This window comes from Microcoleus sp. LAD1_D5 (assembly GCF_036702115.1).
Taxonomy (GTDB): domain Bacteria; phylum Cyanobacteriota; class Cyanobacteriia; order Cyanobacteriales; family Microcoleaceae; genus Microcoleus.
Window position 1 is genome coordinate 59,687 of record NZ_JAUBSA010000027.1, and the last position, 17,299, is coordinate 76,985.

The following is a 17,299-nucleotide window of genomic DNA, read 5'->3' on the forward strand; positions in this document are numbered from 1 at the left end:
TGTTGAGTTGTGAGTTAAAAAGTCGATCGCCCGCCATGCAAAATCCCGGAGCTTTGGTGACTGTCAAAGCAGCCATCAAACCCCCAGGATTTAAAGTTTTCCTCTTAAACGAGGCTCAAATTATTGCCAATGGGTGTTGGCTCAATCAGCAGTAGCCAATTCGGTACTGGCGCCGCCGCGCTTCCGCGTCAGGGTATTGAAAAGCATCTGACCAACAGCTTTAATCAAATTGCCTTCTAATTCCATGAACATCTTCATGTTCATGCCAAAAGCTGCATTAGCTTCGTCAACAATTCGCTCTGCTGTGGCTTCGTCAATCGGCAGTTCATTCATTGCCTGACGGTAGTTAGCTTTGAATTCTTTTTCATCAGGAATATCCTGGAATTCATAGAAAGCAGTGCCTTCTCCCTCGGAAAGATTCATCCCCCGTTGGGCAATTCCCTTCAGGATTTGTCCGCCGGATAAATCGCCAAGGTAGCGAGTGTAAGAGTGAGCTACTAACAGTTCCGGTGCAGTTGCCGAAATCTCGCGAATCCGCTGGACGTAGGCTTTAGCTGCTGGTGACGGGGCTACTTGTTCGCGCCAATTCGCACCGTAGTAGTAAAATAAATCTTGCTCTAAGCTTTGTTTGCGATTCAACTCAGGAAAGTTAATTTTTGAAACAACCGGATGCTGCTTTTGGCGTTCCATTTCCTCTTCCATTGCCGAGTAGACAAAGTAGAGGTTTCCTACTAACTTCCGGTAAGAAGTTTTTTCTACAACGCCTTTTAAAAAACACTTGACAAAACCGACGTTTTCTGCCATTGTGTGGGACTTTTTCGTTCCCTCACGCAATTTGGTCGCTAAATTGATGCTCATGCTATATTGTCCAACCTTCTATTTTTGTGGTAGTTGATGGATGCGCCAAAAATCTAAAATTTACCTAAGCATTTACCTTAGATCGATTTGATGAGAGATTGTATTAATTTTTATAACAAAGCCTAGAGAAATTAAACAGCCCTGATGCCCGATCGCCCGAAAGGGCAGAAGGCATCAGGGCCGCAAAAGTTTAGTCATTAGGCCTCAGCCATTAGCTGTTAGCTAATGACAAATGACTAAGGATTAATTTAGATGTCCAAGTCGAGGAGGTTGAGTTTGGGGCCGTAGGTTTCGATGAATTCGCGGCGGGGGGCCACACGATCGCCCATTAAGATCGTAAAGATGCGATCGGCCTCAGCAGCGTCTTCAATCTCCACTCGTTTCAGCGTGCGAGTTTCTGGGTTCATCGTCGTATCCCACAACTGTGTCGGCATCATTTCACCCAAACCTTTGAACCGCTGAATGGTGTAGTTAGCATTCGCCGGAAATTCATTGCGGATGAGATTGTTCATTTCGCGATCGCTGTAACAGTAGTAATGATTGCGTCCCCGTTCCACTTTATAGAGAGGAGGACAAGCAATATAGATGTAACCTTGGTCTACAAGTGCGCGCTGATAGCGGTAGAAGAAAGTCAGCAACAGCGTGCGGATGTGAGCACCATCTACGTCAGCGTCCGTCATAATTACGATGTGGTGATACCGCAATTGACCCGGATCGAATTCTTCGCCTTTGATGCCCAAACCCAGGGCTGTAATTAACGACTGAATTTCGTTATTTTTGTAGATTTTGGCGTCGTCGGTTTTCTCAATGTTGAGAATTTTACCGCGCAAAGGCAGGATTGCTTGGAATTGGCGATCGCGCCCTTGTTTTGCCGATCCGCCTGCAGAATCCCCCTCCACCAGGTAGATCTCAGACAGGGCGGGGTCCCTGGAACTACAGTCCGCTAATTTTCCCGGCAAAGGAGACGATTCTAAGACGGATTTTCGGCGCACTAAATCGCGGGCACGGCGGGCGGCTTCAGCGGCCTTAAATGCCTGAATTGCTTTTTCCAAAATAGCGTCAGCTACTTGGGGCCGAAACTCTAAATATTCTGTCAATACTTCGCCAACCAAGGAATCGACAATTCCCCTAACTTCTGTATTGCCTAGCTTGGTTTTAGTTTGGCCTTCAAATTCCGGGTCTGGGACTTTGACCGAAATCACTGCTGTCAAACCTTCGCGAACGTTTTCGCCGGCGAGGTTGGGCTCGTTTTCTTTGATTTTGTTGCGCTTGCGGGCGATCGAATTCATCGTCCGCGTCAAAACAGCCTTCAAACCTTCTAAGTGCGTGCCACCGTCGATCGTCCGAATGTTGTTAGCAAAACCTAGAACGTTGTCGCTAAAAGCATCGACGCACCACTGCAAAGCCACTTCTATCTGCACGTTATTGCGTTCGCCTTGCACATAAATCACTTCTTCGTGCAGAGGCTGCTTTTCGCGGTTCATGTAGGCGATATATTCCTTGATTCCACCCTCGTAACAGTATGTTTCGATGCGAGGTTCGCTACTTTTGAGCAGTTCCAAACGGTGGTCGCTAAACGTAATTTTCACGCCCGCATTCAAGTAACCCAATTCTCGCAAGCGCCCAGCGAGTATAGTGTAATCAAATTCAATACCAGTGCTAAATATTTGAGTATCTGGCAAAAAAGAAACTGAAGTGCCAGTGCGAGTGCCTTTGTTGGGCTTGGCAGTAAGTTCAGTAACTGGATTGCCTCTTTCGTAGCGCTGTAAATGTTCTTTTTGGTCGCGCCAAACTGTCACTTCTACCCACTCGGACAGCGCGTTAACAACAGAAATACCTACACCGTGCAATCCTCCAGAAACCTTGTAGCCACCACCGCCAAATTTACCGCCGGCGTGGAGTACAGTCATTACTGTTTCTATTCCCGATTTGCCAGTCTTGGCAACGATGCCAGTCGGAATGCCCCGTCCGTCGTCTGTCACGGTAACGGAACCGTCGGCGTTGATGTCAATCTCGATGTGGGTGCAGTGGCCAGCCAGCGCCTCATCGATCGAGTTGTCAACAACCTCGTAAACTAAATGGTGGAGTCCTCGCGGGCCGGTGGTACCGATGTACATCCCCGGTCGTTTGCGGACTGCTTCGAGACCTTCGAGAACTTGAATTTGGTCGGCGCTGTAGCTGCTGGTCATACAAAAATAGCTCCAATAATGAGGCCTAAAGCCCCGAAAGCTTATAAAATAGGAAAACTCCTAAAATTATAGCACAAAACCGTTAAAGGCGATGCTAGGGCTTTCTGAAGGGAAATTTATCGGGGGGACGGAGGGGAATAGTTTTGAGATGGCTTTGGGATTTTCGAGGCGTAGCGCCGTCAATCAGCGGAGGAAGAGAGGATTCGGGGATTTGACGGTTTTTATCGGGAAATTAAAGATGCTTTTTAAATGTGCGACAGCTTATGCCTAGATTAATTACGATTTGCGGGGCGACGGCGACGGGGAAGTCGGGAGTGGCTTTGGCTTTGGCGGGGCGACTGCAATCCTCGATCCTGAGTGCGGACTCTCGTCAAGTGTACCGCGAATTTGACATCGGAACCGCAAAACCCACGGCGGTCGATCGCACTTCTGTACCGCATCACTTAATTGACATCTGCGATCCGACCGAAACTCTAACACTCGCAGACTACCAGCAGCAAGCTCAAAAAATCATTGCTGCGGTTGATTTTCCTGTTTCTAAGCCGCTGTTGTTGGTTGGTGGGACGGGCTTATATATTAAGTCTGTAGTCAGGGGTTTAAAAATTCCGAGGGTAGCACCGATGCCCGAATTGCGATCGCAACTTGCGGAACTCGGACAATCTCAATGTTACGCCATGTTGCAGCAAGTCGATCGCTCTGCCGCTGAGAAAATTCACCTCAATGACCCAGTAAGAACTTTAAGAGCACTGGAAGTATTTTATGCGACCGGTCGCCCTATTTCCGAACAGCAGGGCGAAAATCCTCCCAATTATCCTATTTTACAAATTGGGTTGGATTGCGAGATCGATGTTTTGGTCGATCGTATCAAACAGCGCACCGAACAAATGCTAGAACGCGGTTGGATAGCTGAAGTAGAATATTTGTGTAAAAAATACGGCTGCGACTTGCCACTGTTGAACACGCTGGGATACCAGGAAATCAAACAATATTTGGCGGGCGACATTAAGCTTGAAGAAGCTAAAGAATTAACAATTTTGCACACGAGGCAATTTGCGAAGAGACAGCGGACTTGGTTTCGAGCGTATCCTGAAATTGAATGGTTTGATGTTAGCGCACCAGATTTGCTAGAAAGAGTTTGGCAGAGAGTTGAAGAGTTTGAGGGACGCAGATCAAGACTGATGTAATTTCAATTTTTCGTTCGCAGGCTCTGCCTGGGAATGCCTGAATCCGAGGCTCTGCCTCGCAGAAATAGGGAAGCATAGCCTCCGGATCTGCGTTCCTAGGCAGAGCCTATCAACGAGGGGAAATCCGTCAATTAACTGTACAAACCCGCCACATATTCGCCGTAACCGTTATAGGGCAAAGTTGGGCGAGTTTCCCACGACCAACTGTTACCGGGGCCGACTATGCGTTCGCTGGCCTGCGACCATCTGGGGTGCGGTTTGTCTGGTTCGACATTTGCTTCAAAAGCGTATTCGTTGGGGCCGATTGTATTCCAAAAAGTGGCGGGCTGTTGTTCGACAAATTCAATTTTGACGATCGACTTCGCGCCCTTAAAACCGTATTTCCAAGGAATCACTTGCCGCAGCGGCGCACCATTTTGTTTTGGTAGCTTTCTGCCATACAAGCCTGTGGCGAAAAATGCTAAATCGTTCGCCATTTCTTCAATTCGCAGGCCTTCGGTATAAGGCCAAGGATAAAATTGCGACATCAAACCGGGGCCGGGAGTTATTTTGCGATCGTAAAATGAGGTGAAGCGAACAAATTTAGCGTTCGATTGCGGTTCGACATCAGCCATCAGTAATTTCATGGGAAATCCGACCCAAGGAACTACCATCGCCCAGGCTTCTACACAGCGAAATCGATAAACTCGTTCTTCGATAGGAAATTTTTTGTAGAGGTCGTCAATATCATAAGTGCGGGGATTTTTTACTAAACCGCCTACTTCTACTTTCCAGTTTTCGGTTGGCAAAGCTTGAGCGGCTTGCCAAATAGATTTTGTGCCGCCGTATTCGTAAAAATTGTTGTATTTTGTAGCTAAGGCTTCGTCGGTAATCGCTCGATCGACTTTTGCAAAGGCGGGATTCCGGCTCAATTCCGAATATGCTTGGGTTGAGCTTTGATCCAAAGCTGTTTTTGAGCTAGCATTGCTTTGGCAGCCGGTCAGTGGCAGCAGCGAAGCTGTCACGCCGGCGCCAATTAAATTTGTCATGAAGCGGCGGCGGTTAATAAAGGCTGTTTCTGGGGTAATTTGTGGGTTGAGAATCTCCCAAGATTTGGGTACGCGAATTAAGGGCATAAGTAATAGTTAAAAGTTAGTAGTTAGTTTGGCAAAATTTGCCTAAGTTTTAATCGGTTAGTCGATTTGAGATGGGAAATGGGAAATTTTAGATTCACTCCATAGAAGAAAGAATCGCCGATATTTGGCAAGACCTCGCGAATACTTGCAGTGCGATCGCACTGCAAGTATTCGCAATGACAGTATAGCTTAATTCGGTAACAACTGAGATATTGCACCATTCTAAAGAACAGGCTTTCCGGCCTGTTCTTTAGAATGATTTTCTTGTGGGGTGGGCATCCTGCCCGCCCGTACGATCGACCTATTAAACCTCGCTCGCAGGAAAGTCAGCAATAATTTACGCGCGATCGACCGAAGCAATTGTGGCGAAAATCTGGGAAACAATTATGATCAAGCAAAGATTCCAATTATTTAATTTGTCCACAGGAAGCGGCACGCACCGCCCCGCTTTCCTCCCCCACCAGCAATAATGTCGGACGGGGGTCTCCAGCGGAAAGACAAATGAGTTACTGCACCAATCCCCATTGCCAGAATCCCCAAAATCTCGATCGCGCGACAGTCTGCAAAAGTTGCGAGTCGAATTTGCTGCTAAAAGGTCGCTACCGAGTCTTTCACACCTTCGGTAAAAGTCTCACTTGCCGCACCTTCTTAGCAGTCGATGAAGACCAACCTTCGCAACCCCGCTGCGTCATTCAACAGTTCTGCGCGCCCGCAGCCGTCGCCGACGGTCGCACACAGCAAAACCGGACATTTCGCGGCTCAGCCTCAGTTCTCGACGAGTTGGGGAAACATCCGCAAATACCGAAACTGCTGGCATCTTTTGAACTCGAAGGCTGCCAGTATTTAGTGCAAGAATACATCGAAGGCCGTAATTTAGCCGATCGGTTTTCAGAAAAAGGTGTTGTTAAAGAAATTCAAATTTGGTATCTGCTGAGCGAATTGTTGCCAGTCCTGCAATTTGTTCACGAAAATCAACTGATTCACGGAGATATCAAACCGTCGAATATTATTCACCGCAAAACTCCCCAAGCATCCCCAGCTTTGGCAGGGAAAGAGGATTTACATTCCGTGTCCCAAGAAAGTGCCTCTGGGCTAGTTTTAGTCGATTTCGGCGCGGCAATTCCGGCTAATAGCGGGCCTCTCAAAACAGAAACGGTGACAGGTTCTGCGGAATACGCGGCCCCGGAACAAATTAAAGGTCAAGCGATTAAGAGCAGCGACATCTACAGTTTGGGCGTCACTTGCATTCACTTGTTAACAGGAATGTCGCCCTTTGATTTGTTTGACATCAAAGCCGAAAGTTGGACTTGGAGACATTATTTGAAAGTACCAGTTTCGGCGCGACTCGGCCGCATTTTGGATAAAATGGTGCAGCGAGAACCATCAAAACGCTATCGATCGACCGAGGCAATTCTCACAGACATGAAATACGGCCCGGCACCGGTAGACGTGATTCTCAGCAAACCCAAGTGGACTTTGGCCATGTGGGGAGGAACTGCGGTTGCCCTGCTGTCCGTAGTGCTGGGTTCTCGCTTGCCCTCTCCAGTACCACAGGCTTTCACTTCTTCTGAGCCTGTTTCTAGCATTCCCGAAATTCGGTTCAATCCGCCCCCGATGCAGGATTTCAACGGTGAGGCATCGCAGTCCCGGCCGGCAGTGCGGACTCTGGCGGATCAAGACAAAAACCCGGTTTGGGCGGTAGCAGTTGCTCCCCAGGGCCGCGTGATAGTCAGCGGGAATAACGACGGCACAATTCACTTGCGGCACAAGCGTCACGGCAAGCTGCTCAAGGTTTTAGCAGGACATTTGGGGCCGGTGTGGTCGGTGGCTGTCAGTCCCGACGGCAGGACGATCGCCAGTGGTGGCGTTGACGGTACGATTAAATTGTGGAATTTCTATTCGGGCAAGTTAATTCGGACTTTGGACGGACACACAGACGGCGTGTTCTCGGTGGTTTTCAGTCCCGATAGCCGGACTGTGGCCAGTGTCGGTAAGGACAAAACTTTGAAGCTGTGGGAAGCCCAAGGCGGGGCCGAGTTGGAAACTCTCAATCGGGTTTTTGACGAGGTGCAGTCGGTGGCTTTCAGTCCTGATCGAGAAACTTTGGCGATCGGCAGCAGCGACGGTAAGATCAACCTGTGGAACTGGCAGACTGGGGAATTGAAAGAAACTCTTTGGGGTCATTCCGAGGCGGTTTGGTCTCTGGCCATCAGCCCGGATGGTCAAACTCTCGCCAGTGGCAGTTGGGACAAGACGGTGAAGCTGTGGGATATCAGCGCAAATAATCACTCCGGGCAGCCCAACGGTTTTTTGCTGCGGACTTTGATCGGCCATTCCGACAAGGTTAAATCCTTGGCTTTCACTCCCGACGGAGACAAACTCGCCAGCGCCGATTTGAGCGGGACTATCAAGTTGTGGCGCATGAGTTCCGGCGAAATCGCGGACACGCTGAAGGGTCATTCTACCTGGGTGGATTTGGCTTTTAATCCTCAAGACAAAACTCTGATCAGTGGCAGTTTTGACGACACGATTAAGGTGTGGCGACTGTCTCCTTAATTTGTTCGATTGTCCGCGCTATAAAATTATAAGAATCCCCAACCAAAATCAAAGATTGTGGTTGGGGATTCTTATAATCGGCGATTGAAAGCGCTGCTGGTATACAAACTTTTATCCACTCCAAGCTGACTAAAGTATATATTTAGGCAGTCCCGCCGTTAACGCGGATATTTTGTCCGGTAATCCACCGCGCTTGTTCGCTGCACAAAAAAGCCGTCACATCGGCAATATCTTCAACTTTTCCGAGTCTTCCCAAAGCAGCCATTTGAGTAAATCTTTGTATTTGTTCGGCGGTTTTGCCGACTGTAAAGAGTTCTGTATCCGTTGGGCCCGGAGAAATCACATTAACTGTAATTTGGCGATCGCCCAATTCCTTAGCCAGCGATCGAGTTAGCTGTTCCACCGCGCCTTTTGTCGCCACGTAAGCCCCGTAAGTTGGCAGTAGCATCGCCGTTGTCGAACTGGAAAAATTGACAATTCTTCCTCCGTCTGCCATGCGTTTAGCAGCTTCTTGACAAGCAAAAAACGTGCCTTTGACGTTAATTGCAAAAAGATTATCAAACTCTGCTTCGGTAACTTCCGCTACAGGTTTGTAAAGAATTACTCCTGCATTATTGACTAAAATATCGACTTGTGAATAGGTTTCCAGAGTGCGATCGAACAAATCGCGAATTTCTGCGGTTTTGCTGACATCGGCTTGCACGGCCAATGCTTTGCCGCCTGCTGCTTCAATCGCTGACACAACTTCTTTTGCTTGCTCAGATCCTCTGGCGTAGTTGACGACAACTGATGCGCCTTCTTGGGATAATCGGAGGGCTATCGCGCGTCCAATTCCCCGCGATGCACCAGTCACAATTGCCACTTTTCCTGCTAGTGATGCCATGAGATTTCCTCTGCAATTAGCGTTGATGCTGGTTCAAAATAATCATACTATTTTTTTCCGCCTTCCGGTACATAAACAAATTTAAAATCTCAAATAGTCAGAATATCCCTCGAAATCGTGGTTGCTAACTAACACTTGTGGTAAAGTAGTATCGGCTGTTAAAGTAAAATCTATGACCGTAAATTCCGAGTTAGCAGAGCAGTATTTGTCAGCGGGCGAGACCCTCCAGAAATCAGGAAAATTTGAGGATGCGATCGCTCAATATCAAAAATTACTAGCCATTCAAGCGGATAGTGCGATCGCACTCAACAAGATAGCAGAAATTTATTATACGCAACAGAAATATGTAGAGGCGATCGCCTCCTGTTACCAAGCACTTCGCCAGCAACCCAATTTCGCCGCCGCCTACAAAACTCTAGGCAATATCCTGCAAGCCCAAGGCAAAATAGACGCGGCGATTCGCGCCTACTCCAAGGCGATCGAATCTGATCCTAATTTTGTCGAAGCCTATGTTAATTTGGGCAGTATGTTTTACAAACAAGGCCAGCTCGATGACGCCATAACTTACTATCAAAAATCTATTGCTCTTCAACCCGATTTAGCAGTCGCTTATTGGAATTTAGGCAAAAGTTTGGAACAGCAAGGACAAATCAATGAAGGTTTATTTTATCAAAAAAAAGCTCTAAATTTACAGCCTGACTTAGAAGCGAGAAGCAATTCAGTAAGCAATAACACTTACTGAAGAGGAATGTTATAGTCAAAATAATTCAATCATTAACGATGCAAGCTGGAACCACATGGAAATTAACCATAATCCGCTCGAATTCCTCACGGCTAAAGTACAAGAAACTGTTGCCGATATCCAAAACTTAGGCAACCAAATTGATGCAAAATTTGAGGAAAGTGCAACTGTATTAACGGCGTGGGTACAATCAGCGCCAAGTTCAATGGTTAGTGCCGGGGCGATCGCCACTCAAGAAGCTTTTAAAATAGCACATAACATCCGTTTTGAGAACCTGCCAACAAATTTGCAATTTAAATTTGCTAGGGCTGGGGTACGTGACGGCATCCGAAACGTTCAAGAAGCAGCAAAAGTATTTGAATCCATACCCGCCCAAATTCGTGCCCAAGGCCCTGAAGCAATTCGCAACTTCTGTCAAGATAAAGATTGGAGTCACATCCAAGCGCACGTCAATGGAGGCGGAAGCGAAGCTGCTAACGGGATTTTTGAATATTTTTGGGTGAATCGTGCTCGCGGTGGTGCAGACATGACTGCCGCAGAATTAGCAGTCGCTAAGCAAGTTTTAGCGGATGCAGCGTTTAAAGCAGCAGTTGCCGAAATCGTTGGGGCTGCAATGAAAGGGGCGATCGCCGCAGCAGTAATTGAGTTAATATTTTCTATCTTAGAAAACTCGCTATTGTGCGTTGAAGGCAAAATTACGCAGTCAGAGTTAGTCGAACAAGTCGCCACTGCCACCGCCAAAGCTGGCATTGCTGGCGGTGTTATTACTGGCATTCTCTTAACACTGTGCATGATATTTCCCCCCATTGCCGCGCTTTTAGGTGCCGCAGCGATGCCCTTGGCGGTGGCAGGTATTGGTTTTATGGGAATTCGCGCCTGGGAAATCTTTTGTCACGGCGATCGACTATTTGGTATTGCTGAACAAACACAAAAATTTCTGGGGATGACTGAAGCGACAATTTAAACAGTTGACAGTTGACAGTTATGATACCCGAATTAAACCGTTTATGAAGCGCGGATTTAAGACTCTATTCATGATAGTTATTTATGTCCGCGCTTTTGGGTGGCGGTTGCTTGTAGCAAGATTTTCAGATGATTGGGAAACATAAATAGTATGGATTCAGTAGCAAAAACTCAAGATCAGCAGCATCCGCAATACAAGCGCGATCGAGCCAGTGTCAATACTTTATTAGCAGGAGAAGCAACCGACTACAATTTATCGGAATTAGCAAGATTAATAATTCGCTACCGAGGCTTTCCCGGCGCTAGAGATATTCAATCCGACTTAAAAAAAGTCCTACAAAAATGGAATCATACGGAAGAAACACTTTACGAACAAACTCGTAAAATTCACGCCAAAGGTGAAGTTTACAGGAAACAAAAAAGCGATCAAGAAGATTGGGTTTAATCTCAAATGTGCAACTGGTTCCCAGAAAAAGACTGGCAACCAGTTGCAGTCAACTGTCAACTGTTAACTATTTTTAAACCATCTCTGGCGAAACTTGCATTGCCGGCTGCGGCTGGAACTGGAACAGCGAATAAACCACATTGCGGCGGATATCCGTCATCATGTCCAAAAACAGCTCGTAACCTTCAGTTTTGTACTCGATTAACGGATCTTTCTGGCCGTAACCACGCAGCCCTACAGACTCGCGCAAAGCATCCATTTGTTGCAAGTGTTCCCGCCACAAAGTATCAATTTGCTGCAAAATAAAGAACCGTTCCGCATCTCGCATCAATTCAGCTCGGATTGCATTAACTTCCGATTCTTTCATGTCGTAAGCATTGCGGACTTGTTCGTGCAAGAAACTTTTAATTTCCTCAACTGACAAATCTTCTAGCTGATCCGGTGTCATGTCAGCGAGCAGATAAACAAATTCTTTCACCTTGCTCACAAGTTTGTCGAGTTCCCATTCTTCCGAAGGTAAATCGGGATTTATGTATGCTCCCACGATGTCGTCCATCGTCTGTTCGGCATACTTAATTACCTGTTCTTTGGAGTCCAAACCTTCCAATACTCGGCGGCGTTCTGCATAGATTGCTCGACGCTGATTGTTCATCACTTCGTCGTATTCAAATACCTGCTTGCGGATGTCGTAATAGTAGGTTTCGACTTTTTTCTGAGCGCCTTCGAGGGAACGAGTTAGCATTCCAGATTCGATCGGCATATCTTCCTCAACACCGAAAGCCTTCATCAAACCAGCCACCCGTTCGCCGCCAAAAATCCTCAGCAAATTGTCTTCCAAACTCAAGAAAAACCGGGTAGAACCAGGGTCTCCTTGGCGTCCCGCCCGGCCGCGCAACTGATTGTCGATCCGGCGCGATTCGTGGCGTTCTGTACCGATGACGTGGAGCCCTCCCAGCTGCACGACTTCATCGTGTTCGGTGCTGGTAAAAGCATCGTACTCGCTGCGAGTTAAATTGTAAGCTTCCCGCAATTTTTGAATTACCGGGTCTTTTGTCGGTGCTTTTTCCGAAGCTATAGCCACGATATCATCGGCTTGCAATTCCGAGAGCGATCGCTCCCCGTACTCTTTCACCGCCAATTCCACGGCCGCCTTGAGCATTTGCTCGGCATTTTTCGATAGCTGCGTCGGGAAAATCTGCGCCGAAGCTTTCCAAGACTTTACCTTTTTCGTAGTCGGGGCAAAACCTTGAGGTGCGGGGCGACCACTAATACCCGGTACTTGCACCACCGAAAATCCGTCCTCATCCTCGGGTTGCACGATCCGGGGCATAAAATACTCCCGCAACTTCAGGCGCGCCATGTACTCAGAATTACCGCCCAAAATAATATCAGTACCGCGTCCCGCCATGTTTGTCGCGATCGTCACAGCACCTTTGCGTCCGGCTTGAGCGATAATTTCTGATTCCCGCTCCACATTTTCCGGTTTAGCATTAAGCAAATTGTGAGGAATTTTCCGTTCTAGCAGCAGCCGCGACAGCAACTCCGACTTTTCCACGCTCGTAGTGCCCACCAGCACCGGCCGACCGATCTCGTGCATTTCCGCGCAGTCTTGGGCGATCGCATTCCACTTCCCAGCCTCCGCCTTGTACACCATATCCGAAAGGTCAGTACGGCTGGTAATCCGGTTAGTGGGAATCAGTGTTACTTCCAGATTGTAAATCTTCTCAAACTCCGTCTCCTCAGTCTTTGCCGTCCCAGTCATCCCCGACAGCTTCGGATAAAGCAAAAAGAAATTCTGATAAGTAATCGTCGCCAGCGTTTGAGTTTCCGGCTGAATTTCCGCCCGTTCCTTGGCTTCGATCGCCTGGTGCAAACCGTCACTCCAGCGCCTTCCCGGCATCACCCGGCCGGTAAACTCATCCACAATCACGACTTCGCGATCGGGATTAACGATGTAGTTAATATCCTTAATAAACAATTCCTTCGCCTTAATCGCATTAAAAATGTAATGCGCCCAAGGGTCAGCCGGGTCGTACAAATCCGTAACGCCCAACAAATTCTCAGCTTCACCAAACCCTTCATCGGTCAACAGCACATTCCGAGCTTTTTCGTCAACCTCGTAATGTTCTTCATTGTCCTTTCTCAGGGAAGCAGCCACCTCAGCCGCCCGGATGTACTTCTCACTAGGGCGTTCCACCTGGCCGGAAATAATCAGAGGCGTCCGTGCTTCATCAATCAGCACCGAGTCAACCTCGTCAATCACGCAGAAATTAAAAGGACGCTGCACTACATCTTCCATGACAGTAGCCATGTTGTCGCGCAAATAATCAAAGCCGACTTCGCTGTTAGTCGCGTAGGTAATATCGCAGTTATAATTTTTCTTTCGTTCCACCTGATCCATGCCCTGCTGAATCAGTCCCACAGTCAATCCCAGGAAGCGGTGCACCTGTCCCATCCATTCCGCATCCCGCCTTGCGAGATAATCGTTGACGGTGATGATGTGTACGCCTTTACCGTTGAGGGCGTTGAGGTAAGCCGGCAGCGTCGCCACCAAAGTTTTGCCCTCACCGGTTTTCATTTCGGCAATTTGGCCTTTGTGGAGGATGATGCCGCCGAGGAGTTGGACATCAAAGTGGCGCAGTCCCAAAACCCGCTGTCCCGCTTCCCGCACCACTGCAAAAGCTTCCGGCAAGATTTCGTCTAGGATCTCTTTTTCTTCGTTGAGAGAGCTAGCTTTTGCCAGACGTTGTTGAAACTCGGCCGTTTTCCCTCTGAGGCCGTCGTCTGAGAGTGCGCGGAAGTCTTCTTCCAAAATATTGATATCAGCTACCCAAGGCTGAAATTTTCTCAGTTTGCGCGCGTTGGGATCGCCTAGCAGATTTTTAAACATGGCAGGAGAGGCAGATTTTTAATAATTTAGCTATTAGCTTTCAGGGTTACGGGCTGTAGTGTTAGCCACAACATATACCCTCCCCGATTGTAGCAACCATTGGCTCAGAAGAAGGAGTCGTCGGGGGCGATCGCTCGATTTTGGATTTGAGATTTTGGATTGAACTTGGTGAAGGTGGGTCACGATCACAACTCAGGTATATGTGCTTACTGACAATTGCAGGGCGTAACAGGCATCTTGCCTGTTCCATAAGAGATTAATGTTTTTGTGGGATTAATTTCCGCAAGAGGCAAGATGCCTGTTCCACAAGAAATCAGAGATTAATGTTTTTGTTGCACTAATTTCAGTAACAGGCAAGATGGCTGTTCCACAAGAAATCAGTGTTTTTGTGGGGAGTAGGAGTGGGCCCCAAGAGCCTTGCCCGATCGCTCTTATTGAAAATGCTGTCAAATCTCAGGTCTGATTAACCCTAGTTTTAAACAGGCCTGGGCACTTCGTAAGTTAAAAAGTCATAGGCCATTTTCGTATTGGGAAAAATAGCCTGCGCTTCCTTGAGCAAATCATCCAGGACGATCGCATTTCCGGGAGCATAACGCGGGCTAAAATGCGTCATAATTAACTGTTTCGCCCCAGCAATCAAAGCAACTTGAGCCGCCATTGTTGAAGTTGAATGCAGGCGATCAAATGCCATTTGAGCATCTTGATGAGCAAAAGTAGCTTCATGAACCAACAAATCAGCATCCTTCGCCAATTCCACGGCCCCTTCACAAAAAACCGTGTCAGTACAATAAACAAACTTGCGCCCGATTTGATCCGGACCACAAAAATCAGTACCTTTAAACTGTCGCCCGTCCTCTAACTTTACCGTCTTTCCTTGTTTTAATAGACCGTAAACTGGCCCGGAAGGAATGCCCACAGCCTTTGCTTTTTCAACATCAAAATGTCCCGGACGGTCTTTCTCAGTTACTCGATAACCAAAAGCAGTAACTCGGTGCTTCAAAGGGCCGCAGCTAACAATATATTCGTCATCTTCATAGATGACTCCCTCGTGAATTTTGTGTACCTTAACCGGGTAAGAAAAATGAGTTTGAGAATAGCGAACACCAGCTTGCAAATATTCTTCAAGTCCCGGAGGCCCGTAAAGGTCGATGCGCTTGACATTCCCCGCCAAACCGCAGCTAGCCAGCAAACCCATTAAGCCAAAAATGTGGTCGCCATGCAAGTGAGTGATGAAAATGCGGCTTAGTTGGCTGACTTTGAGGTCGCTGCGGAGAAACTGGTGCTGAGTTCCTTCGCCGCAGTCAAACAGCCAGAGTTCCGCTCGCTGGGGCAAGCGGAGGGCGATGCTGGAAACGTTGCGCGATCGCGTGGGTACGCCGGAGCTTGTTCCGAGAAATGTAATCTGCAAGAGTCAAATCACCTCAATTAAAGTTAAAAAATATGTTACATATATCCAGAGTGCGGTCAATCCGCCATTCAGGAAATAGTCGCAGGCAGGAACCGGGATAAATCGCTGTTCCTGGGAACATCTCTTCGCTAAAATCATTTTTGACAAGCGTACAGAGCGATCCACCCAATTCTAACGTTTTGTTTCTTCCGTTCCCCTTCCTTTTTCCCTTGCCTTCCCTTAAAAATTCTTAAACTCATACAGCACAGGAGGAAAATTTTCAAATGCAGTCAGGAGTATTTTTTGCTTCCGTTTTTTCGACATTAAAAAAACGCTACTTTGGGATTTCGCTGTTGTTTTGGCTGGTAATGGTAGCCCCAGCACAGGCTGCGCTGATCTTGCGAGTTGCGGTACAAGACGGGGCAAGTCAGGTAAAAGTCGGCAGTTCTACTAAGGCTGCAATCCGCGACGGTAGCGGGCGTAATTTGGGCGAACTGTCGGCAAACAGTTCTCAGTCAGCTCAATTTCGATCGGGAACAGTGGCGATCGGTCGCTGGGCCGCCAATCAAGTTTGGATCGAGCCGACGGGGAACGGTTATGTTTGGATTGGCGATCGTTGGTATCGGGGACGCACGCTTCTAGTTCCCCAAAAAGGAGGCTTGACTGCCATCAACTACGTCAATATCGAACAATATCTCTACAGCGTTCTCGGCGCCGAGATGAGTGGCAATTGGCCTCAAGAGGCTTTGAAAGCCCAAGCAGTCGCCGCCCGTTCCTACGCTATCCACCAGCGCCTGAAAAGCGAAACCGACCTTTACGACGTGGACAGCACTCAGTATTCGCAGGTTTACAAAGGATTGCAAACAGAATCTTCTGGCACTTATTCCGCAGTCGATGCAACCGCTGGTCAAGTTCTGGCCTACAACGGTCAAATTATTTTAGCCGCTTTCCACTCTGCGTCTGGGGGACATACTGAAAATGTCGAGGATGTTTGGACGGAACCTCTGCCTTACCTGCGTGCTGTTCCTGACTTCGACCAAGGGGCGCCGGTTTACCAATGGAAAGAAAATTTTTCTCGGGCTCAAATCAGCAGTAAGATTTCTGGCGTGGGCAATGTGATCTCGATGAAGCCAGAACGGACTACCGCTTACGGCAGCGTTTTGAGGATGAAAGTAGTTGGAGATGGCGGTTCTAGGGTCATGACAGGCGCAGATTTACGCCGGGTTTTAAATTTGAGGAGTACGCGGTTTACCGTGATTCCTCAGTATGGGGGTGGTCGGAACCCAAGGAACAGTGGCCAAACTCCTACGGGTTTTCAAGTTGCTGGCAAAGGTTTCGGCCATGCTGTAGGAATGAGTCAGTGGGGGGCATACAATTTGGCCAGACAAGGATACGGCTACCAGCAGATTTTGTTGCATTATTACCGGGGTGCTACTTTGGCTAGAATTGCAGTCCAGTAACTGCTGGGAATTGGGAATTGGGAATTGGGAATTGGGAATTGGGAATTGGGAATTGGGCCGAAAAGCATTGGTAATTGGTAATTGGGAATTGGGCCGAAAAGCATCTTCGCCGAAAAGCATTGGTTATTAGAGCCAACAACAAATAACCAATAACTACTAACTACTGCCAACTGCCAACTGCCAACTAACTACATTAAGGATTGCTATGCAAAAGTGGGAGTATTTATTTGTGGATGCGAATATGTATCCTTTTGGAAACAAGCTGATTAGTTTATATGTAAACGGTGAAGAACAGCGAGATTGGAAACAAGGCTCGCTGCATCTATTTGTCAATCATTTGGGGGAGGAGGGATGGGAACTTGTGGCTCTGGATCACGACTCGAAGTATGACCAAAATTGTTTGATTTTTAAACGCCCTAAGCTTATTTAATAAAACTCGGAGTATAAAAAATTATGACATCAATAAAAATTGATATTTTCGACAATTATTAAGAAAGAGTTAAAAGCCCGTTCCCAACAAAGGTATTTGGCGTTGCTGATTTACGGTATGAAACCTGGGGGGGTGACAAAGAGAGCTAAGAGCTAGACCTAATCTGAGTTACAGCCCTCATCCCCCGTTGATAAAAG

14 protein-coding genes are annotated in these 17,299 nt (G+C 47.6%); 8 read left to right on the forward strand and 6 right to left on the reverse strand.

Translation table 11 applies throughout. The features are described 5' to 3' along the window. The first annotated feature begins 2 nt into the window (after positions 1-2). Positions 3-155, forward strand: coding sequence for a hypothetical protein (locus QUA70_RS14005; protein WP_333347687.1), 153 nt, complete (start codon positions 3-5; stop codon positions 153-155). Here the strand turns inward: QUA70_RS14005 and QUA70_RS14010 are convergent. Together QUA70_RS14010 and gyrB are read right to left on the reverse strand one after the other, a co-directional pair. Continuing rightward, positions 142-858, reverse strand: coding sequence for a heme oxygenase (biliverdin-producing) (locus tag QUA70_RS14010; protein WP_333347690.1), 717 nt, complete (start codon positions 856-858; stop codon positions 142-144). The genes QUA70_RS14005 and QUA70_RS14010 overlap by 14 nt on opposite strands. Positions 859-1,106: 248 nt before the next feature. Continuing rightward, complete coding sequence (gene gyrB / locus QUA70_RS14015; protein WP_333328051.1) at positions 1,107-3,047, reverse strand: DNA topoisomerase (ATP-hydrolyzing) subunit B; 1,941 nt, start codon at positions 3,045-3,047, stop codon at positions 1,107-1,109. Positions 3,048-3,310: 263 nt separating this feature from the next. On the opposite strand from gyrB, the gene miaA reads away from it, so the two are divergent. Next, positions 3,311-4,231, forward strand: a complete 921-nt coding sequence (gene miaA, locus QUA70_RS14020) for a tRNA (adenosine(37)-N6)-dimethylallyltransferase MiaA (protein ID WP_333347693.1) — start codon at positions 3,311-3,313, stop codon at positions 4,229-4,231. A 131-nt stretch (positions 4,232-4,362) separates the two neighbouring features. Here the strand turns inward: miaA and msrP are convergent, their stop codons facing one another. Next, the gene (gene msrP / locus QUA70_RS14025) at positions 4,363-5,346 is read right to left on the reverse strand and encodes a protein-methionine-sulfoxide reductase catalytic subunit MsrP (RefSeq protein ID WP_333347696.1); all 984 of its coding nucleotides are present in this window, start codon (positions 5,344-5,346) and stop codon (positions 4,363-4,365) included. 501 nt (positions 5,347-5,847) lie between these two features. Between msrP and QUA70_RS14030 the strand changes: the two genes are divergently transcribed. Then, positions 5,848-7,902 carry a serine/threonine-protein kinase gene (locus tag QUA70_RS14030; RefSeq protein ID WP_333347699.1) on the forward strand — a complete coding sequence of 685 codons (2,055 nt, stop codon included), beginning with the start codon at positions 5,848-5,850 and terminating at the stop codon, positions 7,900-7,902. Positions 7,903-8,044: 142 nt separating this feature from the next. On the opposite strand, the gene QUA70_RS14035 is transcribed toward QUA70_RS14030, so the two are convergent. Next, entirely contained in the window at positions 8,045-8,785 is a 741-nt protein-coding gene (locus QUA70_RS14035) for an SDR family oxidoreductase (RefSeq protein ID WP_333347702.1), read from the reverse strand. A 172-nt stretch (positions 8,786-8,957) separates the two neighbouring features. Between QUA70_RS14035 and QUA70_RS14040 the strand changes: the two genes are divergently transcribed. The 3 genes from QUA70_RS14040 (at position 8,958) to QUA70_RS14050 (ending at position 10,935) form a co-directional block, all read left to right on the forward strand. After that, positions 8,958-9,527 carry a tetratricopeptide repeat protein gene (locus QUA70_RS14040; protein WP_333347705.1) on the forward strand — a complete coding sequence of 190 codons (570 nt, stop codon included), beginning with the start codon at positions 8,958-8,960 and terminating at the stop codon, positions 9,525-9,527. A 55-nt stretch (positions 9,528-9,582) separates the two neighbouring features. Further along, the gene (locus QUA70_RS14045; RefSeq protein WP_333347708.1) at positions 9,583-10,491 is read left to right on the forward strand and encodes a hypothetical protein; all 909 of its coding nucleotides are present in this window, start codon (positions 9,583-9,585) and stop codon (positions 10,489-10,491) included. Between the two features lie 150 nt (positions 10,492-10,641). Further along, positions 10,642-10,935, forward strand: coding sequence for a DUF3288 family protein (locus QUA70_RS14050; protein ID WP_333347710.1), 294 nt, complete (start codon positions 10,642-10,644; stop codon positions 10,933-10,935). Between the two features lie 73 nt (positions 10,936-11,008). Here QUA70_RS14050 and secA read toward each other — a convergent pair whose 3' ends face one another. Further along, complete coding sequence (secA, locus tag QUA70_RS14055) at positions 11,009-13,825, reverse strand: preprotein translocase subunit SecA (RefSeq protein WP_333347713.1); 2,817 nt, start codon at positions 13,823-13,825, stop codon at positions 11,009-11,011. Positions 13,826-14,300: 475 nt separating this feature from the next. Then, entirely contained in the window at positions 14,301-15,233 is a 933-nt protein-coding gene (locus QUA70_RS14060; RefSeq protein WP_333347716.1) for a ribonuclease Z, read from the reverse strand. A gap of 263 nt (positions 15,234-15,496) precedes the next feature. On the opposite strand from QUA70_RS14060, the gene QUA70_RS14065 reads away from it, so the two are divergent. Beyond that, a complete protein-coding gene (locus QUA70_RS14065) occupies positions 15,497-16,672 on the forward strand; it encodes a SpoIID/LytB domain-containing protein (protein WP_333332490.1) in 1,176 nt (391 codons plus the stop codon). 205 nt (positions 16,673-16,877) lie between these two features. After that, positions 16,878-17,102, forward strand: a complete 225-nt coding sequence (locus QUA70_RS14070; protein ID WP_015174403.1) for a hypothetical protein — start codon at positions 16,878-16,880, stop codon at positions 17,100-17,102. Positions 17,103-17,299 lie beyond the last annotated feature (197 nt).

Coding starts and splice junctions, on each gene's coding strand:
- QUA70_RS14010 (WP_333347690.1), bottom strand. CDS start 858: ATGAGCATCAATTTAGCGACCAAATTGCGTGAGGGAACGAAAAAGTCC.
- gyrB (WP_333328051.1), bottom strand. CDS start 3,047: ATGACCAGCAGCTACAGCGCCGACCAAATTCAAGTTCTCGAAGGTCTC.
- miaA (WP_333347693.1), top strand. CDS start 3,311: ATGCCTAGATTAATTACGATTTGCGGGGCGACGGCGACGGGGAAGTCG.
- msrP (WP_333347696.1), bottom strand. CDS start 5,346: ATGCCCTTAATTCGCGTACCCAAATCTTGGGAGATTCTCAACCCACAA.
- QUA70_RS14030 (WP_333347699.1), top strand. CDS start 5,848: ATGAGTTACTGCACCAATCCCCATTGCCAGAATCCCCAAAATCTCGAT.
- QUA70_RS14035 (WP_333347702.1), bottom strand. CDS start 8,785: ATGGCATCACTAGCAGGAAAAGTGGCAATTGTGACTGGTGCATCGCGG.
- QUA70_RS14040 (WP_333347705.1), top strand. CDS start 8,958: ATGACCGTAAATTCCGAGTTAGCAGAGCAGTATTTGTCAGCGGGCGAG.
- QUA70_RS14045 (WP_333347708.1), top strand. CDS start 9,583: ATGGAAATTAACCATAATCCGCTCGAATTCCTCACGGCTAAAGTACAA.
- QUA70_RS14050 (WP_333347710.1), top strand. CDS start 10,642: ATGGATTCAGTAGCAAAAACTCAAGATCAGCAGCATCCGCAATACAAG.
- secA (WP_333347713.1), bottom strand. CDS start 13,825: ATGTTTAAAAATCTGCTAGGCGATCCCAACGCGCGCAAACTGAGAAAA.
- QUA70_RS14065 (WP_333332490.1), top strand. CDS start 15,497: ATGCAGTCAGGAGTATTTTTTGCTTCCGTTTTTTCGACATTAAAAAAA.
- QUA70_RS14070 (WP_015174403.1), top strand. CDS start 16,878: ATGCAAAAGTGGGAGTATTTATTTGTGGATGCGAATATGTATCCTTTT.